Genomic DNA, 15,418 nt, shown 5'->3' with positions numbered 1-15,418 from the left:
AAGATTTACGCTTGCGCCTCGCCAGCGGCCCGCTCGGGCTTCGGCATCAGCGCCTTGCGCGACAAACGGTACTTGCCCGTTTTCTTGTCGATATCCATCAGCTTCACGTCGATTTCCTGGCCCACCTCCAGCACGCCTTCCAGCGCGTTCAGGCGCTCGTGCGATACTTCCGAGATGTGCAGCAGGCCGTCCTTGCCCGGCATGATTTCCACGAAAGCGCCGTAGGGCTGGATGCTGCGCACCTTGCCTTTGTAGGTTTCGCCTACTTCCGGCGTGGCCGCAATGGCCCGGATCCGGTCGATGGCCGCCTGCATGTCTTCCTGGTTGGAAGCGTAGATGCTCACGTGGCCCTTCTCGTCCTTCTCCTCGATGATGACCGTGGCGTTGGTATCTTTCTGGATCTGCTGAATCACCTTGCCGCCCGGCCCGATTACCGCGCCGATGTACTCCTTGTCAATCAGCATCTTGTGCGAGCGGGGCGTATGCGGCTTCAGCTCCGCGGCCGGCGCCGAAATGGTCTTGGCCATCTCGCGCAGAATGTGCAGCCGGCCCTCGCGGGCCTGGTGCAGCGCCGCCGTCATGATTTCGCTGCTCAGGCCCTGGATTTTGATGTCCATCTGGCAGGCCACGATACCTTTCTCGGTGCCGGTTACTTTGAAGTCCATGTCGCCGAGGTGGTCCTCGTCACCGAGAATGTCGCTCAGCACGGCGTACTCGCCGGTTTCCTTGTCCTGCACCAAGCCCATGGCAATGCCCGAAACGGCCGCCCGCACCTTAATGCCGGCGTCCATCAGCGCCATCGAGCCGGCGCACACCGTGGCCATCGACGACGAGCCGTTCGACTCCAGAATGTCCGACACGATGCGGATAGTGTAAGGGTTTTCGTCATCCGAAGGCAATACCTTCTTCAACGAGCGCATGGCCAGGTTGCCGTGGCCGATTTCGCGGCGGCCGGGGCCGCGGTTAGGCTTCACCTCGCCGGTCGAGAAGGCCGGGAAGTTGTAGTGCAGCATGAACTTGCTGTAGCCCGAGGTCATGGCCGTGTCGATGATCTGCTCATCGAGCTTGGTGCCCAGGGCAACCGTGGTCAAAGACTGGGTTTCGCCGCGGGTGAACAGGGCCGAGCCGTGGGCGCCGGGCAGATAGTTCACTTCGCTCCAGATGGGGCGGATTTCCGTCAGCTGACGACCATCGAGGCGGGTGCGCTCCTTGATCATCATGTCGCGGATGCCTTTCTTCTCGGCCGAAGCGTAGTAGCGGCCGAACATTTTCATGTCCAGCTCGGGGTTTTCTTCCAGCAATTGTGCCAGCAGCGGCTTCTTGATGGCCCCGAAGGCTTCCTTGCGGCCGGCCTTGCTGGTATTGCCCGACTTGGCCACGTCGTAAGCACCCTGGTGCACGGCCTGCATGATCTGCTGCTTCAGCGCGTCATTCTCCTCGTACTGCGGATACTCGCGCTTCACGTGCGACTTCGTCACCTCAGCGGCCAGCTCCTGCTGCACGCGCACCTGCTCCTTGATGGCCTCATGGGCGTAGGCAATGGCTTCCACCATCTCCTCTTCGCTCACCTCGTTCATCTCGCCTTCCACCATAGCTACCGAATCGGCCGTGGCACCTACAATCAGGTCGATGTCGGCGCGGGCAATATCGGCGGTCAGCGGGTTGATCTGCAACTTGCCGTCGATGCGGGCTACGCGAACTTCCGAGATAGGGCCGGCGAAGGGAATATCGGAAATAGCCAGGGCGGCCGAGGCGGCCAGGGCGGCCAGCGCGTCGGGCTGCACGGTTTTATCGGCCGAAATCAGCGTAATCATTACCTGCACCTCGTAGTGATAGTCCTTGGGGAACATCGGGCGCAGAATACGGTCTACAATGCGGCACACCAGGATTTCATAATCCGACAGGCGGCCTTCGCGGCGCTGAAACGAGCCGGGAATATTGCCGGCACCCCCAAATTTCTCCTGATAATCGACCGACAGCGGCAGGAAATCCACGTCGCCGCGCTGCGAGGGCTGCGACACAACCGTGGCGAGCAGCATCGCGTCGCCGAGGCGAACCACGACGGCGCCGTCGGCGAATTTGGCCAGCTTGCCGGTTTCCAGAGTAATCTGCCGACCATCCGGCAGGGTAATGCTTTTGGTAATAGCGTTGTAGTTGGGCATCGAGGGGTGCTTTTAAAAAGCGTGCAGCGGGCGAGCAGCCAAAAAAACGAAGCCGGCACCCGGCCCCGTTTTACTCTGAATCGGAAAGACTTCGGAAGTGAAACCACGGAGCCCGGCACTTGGCGCACGGCTCCGAATAAAAAAAGAGTAGGGAACCCTCAGCCTGAGGGTTCCCTACTCCGAAGGGGTGGGCTACTTGCGGATGCCCAGCTCCTTGATGATTGCGCGGTAGCGGTTGATTTCGCGGTGCTGCAGGTAATCCAGCAGACGGCGACGCTTACCAACGAGCTTCAGCAGACCCAGACGGGTCGAGAAGTCCTTCTTGTTTACCTTCAGGTGCTCCGTCAGGTGGTTGATGCGGTGCGAGAACAGCGCAATTTGCGATTCAGCCGAACCGGTATCGGTAGCGGTTTTGGCAAGGCTATTTTTCTCGAAAATAGACTGTTTTACTTCGGTGGTAAGTTTCATCGGCAGATAGGTTTCCCCGTCTTGGATTAAGCGTGAAAAAAGAAATTGACTACCCCGCGTTTCGGGGTGGCCGCAAAGGTAAGGATTTTTCTTACCCGCCGGTAGTATCTGCCGCGATTTTACGGCAGAGCTTGCCGCTACCCGCCGCCGTAGCTACACCGAGCGCTTGTAGCCGCGGAAGGGCCAGCGCAGCCGCGCCGGCAGCAGCCGGCGAAAATCCCACTCCAGCAGGCCGGAGTCGCGGCGGGCCTGATTGAGGAAGACCAGCCCAGCCGGCAGCAGCAGCCCCGTGGACATCCACATGCCGATGCCTACCGGCATCACGCCCTCCCGCCCGTACTTCTCGCCCATGATGGACAGCACGTAATAGATGATGAAAAACACGATGGAAATGAGCACCGGCACGCCCAGGCCGCCCTTTTTGATGATGGCTCCCAGCGGCGCCCCGATCAGGAACATGAGCAGCACGGCCACGGCCTGCACGTATTTGCGGTAAATCTCGATGCGGAAGTTGCCGGCCTCCTTCGAGAGGTTGGCGAGCCGCTCGCCGGTGCTGCCGGCGTAGGCCCGCACGTTGCGGGCCCGGTTGGTAGCCTGCTCAATGAACTGCGCATTCACGGCGGGCAGCTTCGTGTTGGGCACCTTCCAGCCTTCCACGCGGCGGGCCTGGGCCTGGCCCGTGGTATCGAAGCGCAGGTAGGTGTAGTAAGGCGTAAACTGCTGGGTCAGCTGCCGGCGCTCCAGCAGGAGGCGGTTGTGCAGCGAGTCGGTGTAGTTGCGCAGTTGCAGAATGTTCTTCATCATCTTGTTCTCCGCGAACAGCGTCTCTTTGGTGCGGTTCAGGTCGAACGAGGCCAGCGAAAACGTAATGGTGTTGCGGTCGAAGGCTTCGCGGATGAAGCTGGCCCCGGCCCGGTCGCGGGCATCGGGCTGTTCCACGTACATGGTGCCCCGGAACAGCTCCAGGCCCAGATATTGCCCGCCAAAGCGCGTGAACATGCGGCCCGAATCGGCCAGAATCACGGTGGAGTTGCCGCGGCCGTTGGTGTGGTCATAGATCATCACGCCCATCAGCACGTCGCCATCCTCGCCCAGCTTCTGGTTCACCTTGATGGTATAGCCCGGAATGCCGTTGTAGAACACACCTTCCCGGATATCCAGGGCCAGTTTCTGCTGGCGCAGGTCCCAGAGCAGGCTGTAGGCGCTCAGGTTGGCCTTGGGCACAATGTTGTCGTTGAACCAGAACGAGAACCCCGCCAGCGCCAGCGCCACCAGCAGCACGGGCCGCAGAATGCGGGTGAGCGAGATGCCGGAGGTCTTGATGGCCGTCAGCTCGTGGTGCTCGCCCAGCGTGCCGTAGGTCATCAGCGAGGACAGCAACACGGCCAGCGGCAGCGAAATGGGCACCATCAGCACGCTGAAATAAAACAGCAACTGCGAAATAATGGCCACGCCCAGGTCTTTGCCCACCAGGTCGTCGAGGTATTTGAGCATGTACTGGGTGAGCAGAATGAACTGCACCACGGCCAGCGTCAGCAAAAATGGCCCGGCGAAGGCCCTCAGAATCAGTTTATCGAGTTTTTTCATGCACGGCACTCCCCGCGCCCAACCTGCGGGCGCGACCAACAAAAAAGGAGCGAAAGAGAAACGAAGGTACGCCCCGTTTCGCTCTCCCTCCTTCCGGTTTTTTTTCGGGTTGGCTCAGCCGCCCACCAGCTCGCGCAGCTTCAGAATCAGGCCTTCCCACATATCCTGCAGCTCGCTGTCGTCGGTTTCTTCCGAGTAGTCGATAACCCGCAGGTACACTTCCTGCGTCAGCTGCGACTCTTCAATGCTGAAATCCAGGTAGTTGGCATCAACGATCGGGCGCTTGTGCTGATCCAGAAACACGAAGCGCACCGAGCGGTTGGTGCGGTGGGAGCTCATTTCGGCGAAATGGGGCTGATTGTCCCAAATAAAATTGTAGCGGTGGTCTTCATCGATGCGCACATCCTGACAATACCACTGCGACAGGCCCGAGGCTGAGGCCAGATACGGATAAAGAATTTTGGGTGAAGCATTTACGGGCAACTCCACCGTAAAGCGATGTTTGGAACGGGTAGCGGAAAGAGGCATAAGCTGAACAAAACTGGTAAAAACGGGTGCCCGCTGGCTCACAAGACAGCGCGACGCAGCCAATATACACGGGTTTTTTTTGATGTAGGGCTTGCACGGGTTCAAATGTTGTTCTTACCTTTGCGGCACCAAAAACCCGGCGGGGTAGCTCAGTTGGTTAGAGCACAGGATTCATAACCCTGAGGTCACGAGTTCAACTCTCGTCCCCGCTACTTGTTGAAACCGCATTGGCTGCCAGGCTGATGCGGTTTTTTTGCGCCTGCTGGTTTCTCATCACAGTTCTGTCACAGCCCTCGGGGAGCTGCCAGAACATACGCCCCACCTTCTCACTGCGGGCAGTTTCCTGACCGGTAGCAGCGTCTGCTGCCACTCACTACAACACACCCGCGCCCGAATGACGTGGCAGTTGCCCTGGCAGCTTCACCCCCGCCTAAGGGCATGATTTAAGCTCTTATCAGTAGCGCTGACTGGCAGAAAATATATTCCTCTTACGGGACCAAACAAGCAAAAAAAAGAGCCTGACCGCATTGGTCAGGCTCTTTTTTTTGCATGCACGAAAAGATCTACTTGATCTTCTCCACAATGCCTTTGAAGGCTTCGGGGTGGTTCAGGGCCAGATCAGCCAGCACCTTGCGGTTCAGCTCGATGCCAGCCTTTTTCAGGCCGCCCATCAGTTGCGAATAAGACAGACCGTGCTGGCGGGCACCGGCGTTGATACGCTGAATCCAGAGGGCGCGGAACTCGCGCTTCTTTACTTTCCGGTCGCGGTAGGCGTAGAGAAGGGCTTTCTCAACGGCGTTCTTGGCTACGGTCCATACGTTTTTGCGACGGCCGAAATAGCCTTTCGCCAAACGCATTACTTTCTTACGACGGTGGCGCGAGGCCACGTGGTTTACACTTCTTGGCATAACCTACTTTTTTTTGGCGGTCGGTGACTGTTCACTAAAGTCTTCGAGACCGGACGCCGGGTTGGGAAAATGGGTGATTGTTTTTGGTGGTTCGTTCTTGATTTTTGACCCCGTTAGGCATCAGAAACCAAGAACCAGCAGCTAAAAACAAATCAGATGTTCAGCATATCCTTCACGCGGTTCATGTCCGCCGTGCTCACCAGACCAGCGTGCGTCAGATTACGCTTCTGCTTGGTGGTTTTCTTCGTGAGGATGTGGCTTTTGAAGGCGTGCTTCCGCTTCACCTTGCCCGAGCCGGTGAGCGTAAAACGCTTCTTAGCACCGGATTTCGTCTTTACTTTTGGCATTGTGGTATGATTGAGAAAAAAAGAAAAAGCTGATTGATAAGCCGCCAGCCAAAGCTAGCCAAACGCCGCTGGTCGCTATTCGGTGGCGGTAGCAGGAGCCTCGGCCGAAGCCGGAGCGGGCTTGGCAGCGGGTGCCGCGCCTTCTTTGGCCACGGGCTTGGGCTTAGCCACCGACGGGGCCACTTTCGGAGCCAGGTACAGGAACATCCGCTTGCCTTCGAGCTTGGGCAGCTGCTCTACTTTAGCCAGCTCCTCAAGGGCCTGGGCAAACTTGAGCAGCAGGATTTCGCCCCGCTCCTTGAAGACGATGGAACGCCCCACGAAATGCACGTACGCCTTGATCTTGGCACCTTCCTTCAGGAATTCCTGGGCGTGCTTCAGCTTAAAGGCGAAATCGTGGTCATCGGTGTTGGGGCCGAACCGGATTTCCTTGAGCACCACTTTCGTGGCTTTGGCCTTCATTTCGCGTGTGCGCTTCTTCTGCTCGTACTTGAATTTGGAGTAGTCGATAACGCGGCACACGGGCGGTACGGCGGTGGGCGAAATCTCCACGAGGTCGAGATTCTGCTCCTGGGCCATTTTACGGGCCTGCTCAATCGGGTAAATGCCCTGCTCGATGTTTTCACCGACCAGGCGTACCTCACGGGCCGTAATCTTCTGGTTGATTTTGAACGGCTCCTCCACCTGAGCGCGGGGGATGTAGCGGCGATTTGGGGTAGCTATGAGTTGGTCCTCCTTCTGAAAGGTGAGCTTAAAATTCTGTTTGTGCTGAATGAGCCACGCTAAAACGGGCTTCTACAGTACTATCAGGGGGCGAATATCCGGCTTTTTTTCGAATCTAAAAAAGCGGCTATATAAAATAGCTGGGAAACCTGCCCGCTGCGGGGCTTTTACAAGGCCCGGAAACCGGATTAAGTTCAGCCTCTCCCCTGTCATTGCGCGGACGAAGGACGAAGCAATCCGTCCTGGATAATGAGTTGAGCTTTGTAAACAGAAAAGCCCTGACGCAAGCATACGTCAGGGCTTTGTGGTGAAAAGGAGCTTTCTACACTTCAGAGGACGGATTGCTTCGGCTTACGCCTCGCAATGACAGGCTACGCTTTGCCGTCCATCATTTCGGCTATCTGGGCCTGGAAGCTTTTGATGAAGGCATCGATGGGCATGGAGCCCAGGTCGCCTTCGCCGTGCTTCCGGACGGAGATTATGCCGTTTTCCTGCTCCTTTTCGCCCACGATGAGCATGTAGGGCACTTTGGAAATCTCCGCGTCGCGGATCTTACGGCCGATTTTCTCGTCGCGGCTGTCGAGGTTGCCCCGCAGGTCGGCCTGAATGAGGCGGTCGTAGACCTGCTGGGCGTAGTCCTGGTATTTCTCCGATATGGGCAGCACGGCAAACTGCTCGGGCGAGAGCCAGAGCGGGAAGTTGCCGCCGCAGTGCTCGATGAGCACGGCCACGAAGCGCTCCAGCGACCCGAACGGGGCGCGGTGAATCATGACCGGGCGCTGGCGCGAGTTGTCGGAGGCCACGTACTCCAGGTCGAAGCGCTCGGGCAGATTGTAGTCGACCTGGATGGTGCCCAGCTGCCACTTGCGGCCCAGCGCGTCGCGCACCATAAAGTCGAGCTTGGGACCGTAGAAGGCGGCCTCGCCCAGCTCCGTGACGGTAGTCAGTCCCTTCTCAGATGCGGCTTCGATAATGGCCCGCTCGGCCTTCTCCCAGTTCTCATCGGAGCCGATGTACTTGGCTTTGTTCTCGGGGTCGCGCAGCGAAATCTGCGCCGTAAAATCGGGAAAGTCCAGGGCCTTAAGTACGTAAAGAACAATGTCAATAACCTTGACAAACTCTTCCTTTACTTGATCTGGCCGGCAGAAGATGTGGGCATCGTCCTGGGTGAAGCCGCGCACGCGGGTGAGGCCGTGCAACTCGCCCGACTGCTCGTAGCGGTACACCGTGCCGAACTCGGCGAAGCGCACCGGCAGGTCGCGGTAGGAACGGGGTTTCGTCTTGTAAATCTCGCAGTGGTGCGGGCAGTTCATCGGTTTGAGGAAGAACTCCTCGCCGGGGTTGGGCGTCTTGATGGGCTGAAACGAATCGGCCCCGTACTTCTCGTAGTGCCCCGAGGTGACGTACAGCTCCTTGGCCCCGATGTGCGGGGTCACGACGGGCTGATAGCCGGCCTTGATCTGGGCGCGGCGCAGGAATTGCTCCAGCTTTTCGCGCAGCATGGTGCCTTTGGGCAGCCACAGGGGCAGCCCCGCGCCTACCTTATCCGAAAACGCGAACAGCTCCAGCTCCTTGCCCAGCTTGCGGTGGTCGCGGCGCTTGGCTTCTTCCAGCCGCTCCAGGTACTCGGTCAGCTCCTTGGCTTTGGGGAAGGTGATGCCGTAGACGCGGGTGAGCTGCTTGTTCTTCTCATCGCCGCGCCAGTAGGCCCCGGCCACGTTGAGCAGCTTCACGGCCTTAATGGGCGAGGTATCGGGGATGTGGGGGCCGCGGCAGAGGTCGGTGAAGTCGCCCTGGGTATAGAAGGTGATGGTGCCGTCGTCGAGGCGCTCCAGCAGGTCGAGCTTGTAGGGGTCGGCTTTCTCGGTGAAGTAGGCAATGGCATCGGCCTTGCTTACCTCACGGCGCTCGTACGGGCTTTTCTTCTTGGCTAGCTCCAGGATTTTCTTCTCGATTTCGGGGAAGTCTTCGCTGGAAATGGTGCGGCCTTCGCCCAGGTCGATGTCGTAGTAGAAGCCGTTTTCGATGCTCGGGCCAATGCCCAGCTTCACGCCGGGATACAGAGCCTCAAGAGCTTCGGCCAGCAGGTGGGCCGAGGAATGCCAGAAAGTGGCCTTGCCATCCTGGTCGTTCCAGGTCAGGATTTCGAGCCTGGCGCTTTGGTCAAGGGGCCGGTGCAGGTCGCGCACTTCGCCGTTGACGCGGACGCCGAGGGCGTTGCGGGCGAGGCCCTCGCTGATGCTGGCGGCCACATCGTAGCCCGTGGTGCCATCTACAAACTGGCGCACGGAGCCGTCGGGGAGCGTAATGTCAATCATGTTTGGAAAGGAAAAAGTAGCTATACAAACAGCGTGAGCCCGCAAGTTAGAAGTTAATGGAAAGAATGGGGTATTGGGAGGCCGTTAAAATCAGCGCGGCACAATGTACGGGTGGGCTAAAAACGCCTGTCCTCCTCCCTGGACGCAACGGAGCGCAGTGAAGGATTTCAGAGCCGTTTTCCGGTTGGGGTGGCTGGCGCGGCCTCGGGGGACCTCACCCCCGGCCCCGGTTCGCTTTAGGCGCGAAGCCTTGGGGAGAGGGGAGCCGGACGATTTGTATACCATTCTGAGAATCGCAGTATCTCTTTTGCTCAGTGCAAAAGCTAGTTGAATGATACAAGCTCTTTCCTGGCGGTGCTGGGAGGAGTTTTGTGCGGTTAAAAAGCTCACTGTATGAAAGGGGGCAATGTCTTCAATTCGCTGCGTTTAGGATGGCAGGCAGCTTTGGGTCTGCTCTCCCACCCTTTACTACAGCACTGGCCGGGCTGCCGGAATTAGCTCGACGGGCGCGGGGGCGGCGCGGCGCAACGTATCGGCCGAAGACGTGAGACGGGCGCGGGTGCCGGTTTTCCAGGCTTTGTAGGTCCAGTGTCGGTTACCGGGGTTTTCGGCCACGAGCAGGCGGTATTGGTCGGCGGCCTCGGGGTAGCGGCCCAGGCTCTCGAAGCTTTCGGCGAGCATCTGGCGGGCGTTGGGCAGGCGGGGGTTGCGGCGCAGCGCCCGCTGCAGACGCGGCAGGGCCGTGGCGTAGCGGCGCAGCTTGTAGTCGTGCAGGGCTAGGCGGTAGTCGGCGCGGTAGAGCGTGGAGTCGAGCAGGGCGGCACGGGCGTAGTAGCGCCGGGCGCTGTCGGGCTGGTTTTGCAGGTCGAACTGCCGGCCGTGGTCGTACCAGAGCGGGCCGTAGGTGGGGGCCAGCCGCAGGCCCCGGGCCGAGTAGGTGGCCGCTTCGGCAGGCAAGCGGTAGGCATTGGAAAGAAAAGCCAGCTGGTGCAGAATCTCGGGCTGGCGCGGGTCGCGGCTGAGGCTGGCCCGCAGATAGTCGAGGGCCTGCGCGGTATCGGCCAGGGCCACGTAGGCAATGCCCTTGTAGAACAGCGCCGCGGCGTGGTCGGGCTCCTGCTGCAGGGTGCGGTCGAGGTGGTCGAGGGCGGCCTGGTAGTTATGGGCAGCCAGGTTGGTTTCGCCCACCAGCAGGTTCAGCTCGGGCGAGGAAAAGCCATTTTTAGAAGCCTCCTGGGCCGCGGCCAGCGTAGCCTGTAGCCGGCCCTGGGTGCGCAGGGCGCGGGCTTTGGTGAAGTAGTACTCGCCGGGCGCGTCGTCCAGCTCCAAGGCCCGGTTGATGTCCTGAAGCGCGGCAGCAGTCTGGCCGGCATCCAGCCGGAACACGGCCCGCCGGGCATACAGGCCCGCATTGCCGGGCTGACGGCGAATGGCGCCATCCAGCTCCTGAGCCTGAATGTGGGGGCCGCTCTGCACAGTTTGCAGATTCACCATGCGCGCGGCCTGCTCGGTGGGCGTGCCGCCGCTGCAGGCCGCCAGCAGGGCGGCCAGGGGCAAAAAGAGCAGAGCGGGGCGCGGGAGTTTCACGAAGGCAACGAGAGTGAATGGGTGAGCAAAGATACGGAGTGGCTAAGCCGCTTTTATCTTGCGGTGCAGCTGCTTGAGCATTTTGCGGTTGAGCTGCACCAGCAGCGTGCGGCAGCGCCGGCTCATTTCCAGCTCCTCGCTCGTGACGGGCGTGAGCTGGGCGGCCTCCTGTAGCACGGCAATGGCCTGGCTGCGCTGCCCCTGGTTGAGGCGCACCCGGGCCAGATCGTAGCAAAACTGAATGCGCTTGGGGTCCAGCTCGTGGGCCTTTGCCAGGGCGATGATGGCCCGGCGGGTGCTGGCGCTGGCAGGCATGCCACCCAGCAACAGCTTGCTGTAGGCGCGCTCCAGGGGCGTATAGTGGTCTACGCGGTAGTGCCAGCGGCCCAGCAGCTGCCAGGCATCGGCCCAGTTGGGGGCTTTTTCGGTGGCTTTGAACACGTACTCGCGCATTTCCTTGTAGGCAATGAGCCGGCCGCGGGCCCCGAGCAGCGTGGCCTGATTGACCAGGGCCAGCGCCTCGGCGTAGTTGCCCTCCGCTCCTTCCGGCTTCACCACCAGCGCCCTGGTCGAGTAGAGGCGGGCGGCGCTGAAGTAAGCGGCTTTGCGGGTTTCGTCGGTGTAGCGGGCCCCGATGCGCACGCTCAGTACCGAGGCATTCCAGAGGGCCTCGTAGTGGCCGGGGGCTTGGCCCAGCACCTGCTCATACTTGGCCAAGGCTTCGGAGTCCTTGTACTGCTTCTGCAGAGCGCGGGCTTCGGCCAGCAGCCGGCCGATATCGGCGGGCGGGGCGGCAGCGGCGACGGTCCCGGCTCCGAGCAGCAGGCACAGCAGCAGTTGGCAGAGGAAACGCGGGATGAGAGACATGGACGGTGACAACTTGAGCGACGGCGCGAACGACGGTTCTCGCGGAGGAGCGCAGAGGTTCCGCGGAGGTTCGCAGTGTTCTGAGGCCGGCTTTTGCCCGCAATAACACAAAAAAGAGCCCCGGTGACTCCACCGGGGCTCTTTTAATTGCGGAAAACCTAGAACAGGCCCAGCTGGGCCTTGGGGCGGCGCAGGATGGCCTGGGCCCGCTCCACGTCTTCGCTGGTCACTTCCACGGGGCCGGTCAGGTCGGGGAGCGGGCCGGTTTCTTCCGCCGGGGCCGGGGCGGCGGGGCGCGGAATGGTGGCGGGGCCTTTCTTGCGGGCTACTTCGCGGCGCTGGGGCTCGGGGCCTTCGTCGGTGAGCAGGGCCACTGAGTGAATGCGGAAGTAGTTGAGCTTGTTGCCCATCGCCTTCCAGCCTTTCACGTCAATGAACTCGTGGAGCAGCAGCTTCTCGGTTTCCTTATCCGATTTCTTGTCACGCTGCAGCTTCACTTCCACCACCGGCTCGGCGAAGGCCGTGGCCGCCAGCAGCTTCGAGCCTTTGGTTTCGGAGATGAAGATAAAGCGCTTTTCCAGCGTGCTGGTTTCGATTTTGAAGCGCTTCACGTAGTGAATTTTCGTGTCGCCGTCCACGTACACCGCGCTGAGCACGGTATCGGGCTCGAGCTTGCGCAGCAGCACGATGTTGGGTACGTCGAAGTGCAGGCCCGGATCGGGGGCTTTCATCTCGTAGGAGCCATCCTTGTACACCACCAGCACCGTGTTGTCGGTGTCGAAGGTGCCCAGGTAGCGGCCGTGGCCGGCGGTGTTGAGGCGGCCCACCACGCTGTCGAAAAACACCTCGCGCCCGCCCAGCGTGGAGTCGCCGAGGCTTTTCTGGACTATTTTCTTGATGGGCTGCTTGGTCACGATGTTGCCCATCGAGCCCTTGCCCTTAATGGCCAGCTCGGCAAAGTCGAAGTCGAACTGCTTCACGCGGGCCGGGGCCTTGTCGGAGAGCTGCACGCCCACCAGCTCCGACTCGGAGTTGGGGTTGGCGGTGAGGTAGAGCACTTTGGAGTTTTTGCCGCCTTTGGTCAGGTCGTACACCTTGTCGCGGGTGATGCCCGTGACGAGGAAGCGCTTGGCGTAGGCCACGCCCGAGGGGCCGTCCTGATACACCATGTTATACACCAGCCGGTCGTCGTTCTTGTTGTAGACACCCACGTGCAGAATGTCCTTGCCCACGAAGGTTTTCTCCGCAATTTTGAACACCGTAAACGTGCCATCGCGGCGGATGGCGATGATGTCGTCCAGGTCGGAGCAGTCGCAGATGGTCACCGCGCTTTCGTCCTTTTTGAGGCCGTAGCCCACAAAACCATCGGCGTAGTTGACGTAGAGCTTCTGGTTGGCCACGGCTACTTTCTGGGCCGTCACCACGTCGAAGGTGCGCAGCTGGGTGCGGCGCTCCCGGCCGGCGCCGTACTTTTTCAGCAGGTTTTCGAAGTAGGCAATGGCGTAGCGCGTGAGGTGGGCCAGGTTGTCGGCCACCTCGGCCAGCTCGGCTTCCAGCTTCTGAATGTACTCGTCGGCCTTGAAGCCGTCGAACTTGCTGATGCGCTTGATGCGGATTTCGGTCAGGCGCGTGAGGTCGTCCTCGGTGATGGGGCGGCGCAGCACGATGCGCTGGTCGTCGGCTTTGGCCTTCTGGCCCTCGATGCGCACGAACTTGCTCAGGCCCTTCTCGATGGTGTCGAGAATGTCGGCCCAGGTTTCGCACTCCTCGATTTTACGGTAGATGCGGTTTTCGATGAAAATCTTCTCCAGCGAGGCCGAATGCCACTTTTCGTGCAACTCATCCTGCCGGATTTCTAGCTCCCGCTCCAGCAGGCGCACCGTTTTCTGGGTGCTCAGCCGCAGCATGTCCTCCACGCCCACAAAGCGCGGCTTGTCCTCAATGATGACGCAGGTGTTCGGCGAAATCGAAATTTCGCAGTCGGTGAAGGCGTACAGCGCGTCCATGGTCAGGTCGGGGCTCACGCCGGTCGGCAGATGCACCTGAATTTCCACGTCGGCAGCCGTGTTATCGACCACCTTCTTGATCTTGATTTTATTCGCCTCCGAGGCCTTCACGATGCTTTCCATCAGCGCCGTGGTGGTGGTGCCGTAGGGAATATCGCGAATGACGAGCATGGTCTTGTCGGCCTTCTCGATGGTGGCGCGCAGGCGGATTTTGGCCCCGCGCAGGCCGCCGTTGTAGTTGGTCACGTCGCAGAGGCCGCCGGTGCTGAAATCGGGAAACAGCTGGATTTCCCGGCCCCGCAGCACGTCGATGCTGGCCTTGCACAGCTCGCGGAAGTTGTGGGGCATGATCTTCGTGCTCAGGCCCACGGCAATGCCCTCCACGCCCTGGGCCAGCAGCAGGGGGAACTTCACCGGCAGCGTGGTAGGTTCGCGCTTGCGGCCGTCGTAGCTCATCTGCCAGTCGGTGATGTCGGGGTTGAACACCACATCCAGGGCAAACTTGCTCAGGCGGGCCTCGATGTAGCGCGGGGCGGCCGCGCCGTCGCCGGTGCGGATGTCGCCCCAGTTGCCCTGGGTTTCGATCAGCAGGTCTTTCTGTCCCAAATTCACCATGGCGTCGCCGATGCTGGCATCGCCGTGGGGGTGGTACTGCATGGTCTGGCCAATGACGTTGGCCACCTTGTTGAAGCGGCCGTCGTCCATCTCCTTCATGGCGTGCAGGATGCGGCGCTGCACGGGCTTCAGGCCGTCTTCGATGGCGGGCACGGCGCGCTCCAGAATCACGTAGGAGGCGTAGTCCAGAAACCAGTTCTGGTACATGCCGGCCACGGTGGCCACGTCGTGAATGGTCTCGCCGGGGGCAAATTTGGGCTCTTCCTCGGTTTCCTCGGTGATGGGCACGGGCTCGGTCACGGCCTCCACATCATCCGACGATTCGGCCAGCGTCAGCTCGCTGGGGTCGGCTTCGGGGTGCTCCTCCCCTTCGGCGGCCGGCCGGGTGGGCGGAGCAGCGTCATTGTCGAAGCTTACCGTATCGCCGGGGGCGAACAGGTCAGGCTGGGGCGTTTCATCCAAAGGAGCGTCAGGGTTGACCATGAGTTTGGGGGATTGGTCGGCAAGGGGAATGCGGGCGTTCATCAAAAGTACCGTTAGATGCGCAGAACGCAATATTTCTAAGGCGAAGCGCACGCATAAAGTTCCTAATTTAATTAGCCAAAGGCAAGCCCGGCCCCAAATTACACTTCCTCAAAAACCTCTTTCCCGAAACTTCACCAGCCAATACCCGGCTCCTCCAATACCAATATAATTAGCTAAAGCCTCGCTCCTGCCCTGGCTCTAGCGGTGCCCGCTCCTAACGCTTCGCCGGAATACGCGGCCACGGGTGCGCCGCGGCGCGGGACCTTATTTGTGGCTCGTCTTACTTCTTAATAATGCACTAACCGCGCAATTGCCGCCTGCGGCGCAACGCCCAGGCTTAGCCTGACGGCAGGGCCTGGCCGAAATATGTGTGCAGCAGCTCTGCTACTTTCTGGGCGGTCAGGGGCTTACTCACGAAGCCGTTTACCAGGTTCAGCTGCTCCACCCGCTCCACGTCGCGGGGGTGCAGGGAGGTGGTGAGCATGAGAATGACGATGGTGCGCTGCCGGGCCAGGGGCAGGTGCTGGTAGGCCTCCAGAAACTGCACGCCGTTCATGCCGGGCATATTCACATCGAGCAGAATAAGCGTGGGGCAGGTGGGCGTGGGGGGCGCGCAGTGCTCCCGGAGCTGCGCCAGGGCCTCCTGCCCGTCCAGGGCCACCAGCAGGCGCTCGGCCACGCCGAGACGATTGAGCAGATTCTGGTTGAGGAAGTTGTTGGTCTGGTCGTCGTCGATCAATAAAATGCAGGGCAATGGGGTCATGAGCGGAGCGGGCG

11 protein-coding genes, 1 tRNA gene and 1 pseudogene are annotated in these 15,418 nt (G+C 60.5%); 1 reads left to right on the top strand and 12 read right to left on the bottom strand.

Going from position 1 to position 15,418, the window contains the following annotated elements:
- Positions 1-5: 5 nt before the first annotated feature.
- From pnp to BUB62_RS14870, 4 genes are all read right to left on the bottom strand, one after another.
- Complete coding sequence (gene pnp, locus BUB62_RS14885; RefSeq protein ID WP_073111362.1) at positions 6-2,162, bottom strand: polyribonucleotide nucleotidyltransferase; 2,157 nt, start codon at positions 2,160-2,162, stop codon at positions 6-8.
- A 192-nt stretch (positions 2,163-2,354) separates the two neighbouring features.
- Positions 2,355-2,630 carry a 30S ribosomal protein S15 gene (gene rpsO / locus BUB62_RS14880; RefSeq protein ID WP_073111361.1) on the bottom strand — a complete coding sequence of 92 codons (276 nt, stop codon included), beginning with the start codon at positions 2,628-2,630 and terminating at the stop codon, positions 2,355-2,357.
- 153 nt (positions 2,631-2,783) lie between these two features.
- A complete protein-coding gene (locus BUB62_RS14875; protein ID WP_073111433.1) occupies positions 2,784-4,217 on the bottom strand; it encodes an LptF/LptG family permease in 1,434 nt (477 codons plus the stop codon).
- A gap of 114 nt (positions 4,218-4,331) precedes the next feature.
- A complete protein-coding gene (locus tag BUB62_RS14870) occupies positions 4,332-4,745 on the bottom strand; it encodes an START-like domain-containing protein (RefSeq protein ID WP_073111359.1) in 414 nt (137 codons plus the stop codon).
- Positions 4,746-4,883: 138 nt separating this feature from the next.
- Between BUB62_RS14870 and BUB62_RS14865 the strand changes: the two genes are divergently transcribed.
- Positions 4,884-4,957: transfer RNA gene (locus BUB62_RS14865), tRNA-Met, on the top strand.
- A gap of 351 nt (positions 4,958-5,308) precedes the next feature.
- Here BUB62_RS14865 and rplT read toward each other — a convergent pair.
- From rplT to BUB62_RS14825, 8 genes and pseudogenes are all read right to left on the bottom strand, one after another.
- The gene (rplT, locus tag BUB62_RS14860; protein ID WP_073111357.1) at positions 5,309-5,653 is read right to left on the bottom strand and encodes a 50S ribosomal protein L20; all 345 of its coding nucleotides are present in this window, start codon (positions 5,651-5,653) and stop codon (positions 5,309-5,311) included.
- 152 nt (positions 5,654-5,805) lie between these two features.
- Positions 5,806-6,000 (bottom strand): 50S ribosomal protein L35, encoded by a 195-nt coding sequence (gene rpmI, locus BUB62_RS14855; RefSeq protein ID WP_073111355.1) that lies wholly within the window; start codon positions 5,998-6,000, stop codon positions 5,806-5,808.
- Positions 6,001-6,174: 174 nt separating this feature from the next.
- A pseudogene (gene infC / locus BUB62_RS14850) lies at positions 6,175-6,723 on the bottom strand (translation initiation factor IF-3); the annotation flags it as partial.
- A 371-nt stretch (positions 6,724-7,094) separates the two neighbouring features.
- On the bottom strand, positions 7,095-9,041 hold the full coding sequence (gene thrS / locus BUB62_RS14845; RefSeq protein WP_073111352.1) for a threonine--tRNA ligase: 1,947 nt from the start codon (positions 9,039-9,041) through the stop codon (positions 7,095-7,097).
- 468 nt (positions 9,042-9,509) lie between these two features.
- On the bottom strand, positions 9,510-10,628 hold the full coding sequence (locus BUB62_RS14840) for a tetratricopeptide repeat protein (protein WP_073111350.1): 1,119 nt from the start codon (positions 10,626-10,628) through the stop codon (positions 9,510-9,512).
- Positions 10,629-10,670: 42 nt separating this feature from the next.
- Positions 10,671-11,495: a tetratricopeptide repeat protein gene (locus tag BUB62_RS14835; RefSeq protein ID WP_073111349.1), complete on the bottom strand. Its 825-nt coding sequence runs from the start codon at positions 11,493-11,495 to the stop codon at positions 10,671-10,673.
- A 158-nt stretch (positions 11,496-11,653) separates the two neighbouring features.
- Complete coding sequence (locus tag BUB62_RS14830; protein ID WP_084539099.1) at positions 11,654-14,599, bottom strand: DNA gyrase/topoisomerase IV subunit A; 2,946 nt, start codon at positions 14,597-14,599, stop codon at positions 11,654-11,656.
- Between the two features lie 379 nt (positions 14,600-14,978).
- Complete coding sequence (locus BUB62_RS14825; protein ID WP_073111348.1) at positions 14,979-15,404, bottom strand: response regulator; 426 nt, start codon at positions 15,402-15,404, stop codon at positions 14,979-14,981.
- Positions 15,405-15,418: the final 14 nt, after the last annotated feature.

This window comes from Hymenobacter daecheongensis DSM 21074 (genome assembly GCF_900141805.1).
GTDB lineage: Bacteria > Bacteroidota > Bacteroidia > Cytophagales > Hymenobacteraceae > Hymenobacter > Hymenobacter daecheongensis.
The sequence above is the reverse complement of the archived record's forward strand: the minus strand, read 5'-3'. Positions and strand labels throughout refer to the sequence as shown.

Excerpts from the sequence above, each read along its gene's own strand:
- BUB62_RS14875 (WP_073111433.1), bottom strand. The coding sequence starts at position 4,217 with ATGAAAAAACTCGATAAACTGATTCTGAGGGCCTTCGCCGGGCCATTT.
- BUB62_RS14835 (WP_073111349.1), bottom strand. The coding sequence starts at position 11,495 with ATGTCTCTCATCCCGCGTTTCCTCTGCCAACTGCTGCTGTGCCTGCTG.
- BUB62_RS14830 (WP_084539099.1), bottom strand. The coding sequence starts at position 14,599 with ATGGTCAACCCTGACGCTCCTTTGGATGAAACGCCCCAGCCTGACCTG.
- rpmI (WP_073111355.1), bottom strand. The coding sequence starts at position 6,000 with ATGCCAAAAGTAAAGACGAAATCCGGTGCTAAGAAGCGTTTTACGCTC.
- pnp (WP_073111362.1), bottom strand. The coding sequence starts at position 2,162 with ATGCCCAACTACAACGCTATTACCAAAAGCATTACCCTGCCGGATGGT.
- thrS (WP_073111352.1), bottom strand. The coding sequence starts at position 9,041 with ATGATTGACATTACGCTCCCCGACGGCTCCGTGCGCCAGTTTGTAGAT.
- BUB62_RS14825 (WP_073111348.1), bottom strand. The coding sequence starts at position 15,404 with ATGACCCCATTGCCCTGCATTTTATTGATCGACGACGACCAGACCAAC.
- rpsO (WP_073111361.1), bottom strand. The coding sequence starts at position 2,630 with ATGAAACTTACCACCGAAGTAAAACAGTCTATTTTCGAGAAAAATAGC.
- rplT (WP_073111357.1), bottom strand. The coding sequence starts at position 5,653 with ATGCCAAGAAGTGTAAACCACGTGGCCTCGCGCCACCGTCGTAAGAAA.
- BUB62_RS14870 (WP_073111359.1), bottom strand. The coding sequence starts at position 4,745 with ATGCCTCTTTCCGCTACCCGTTCCAAACATCGCTTTACGGTGGAGTTG.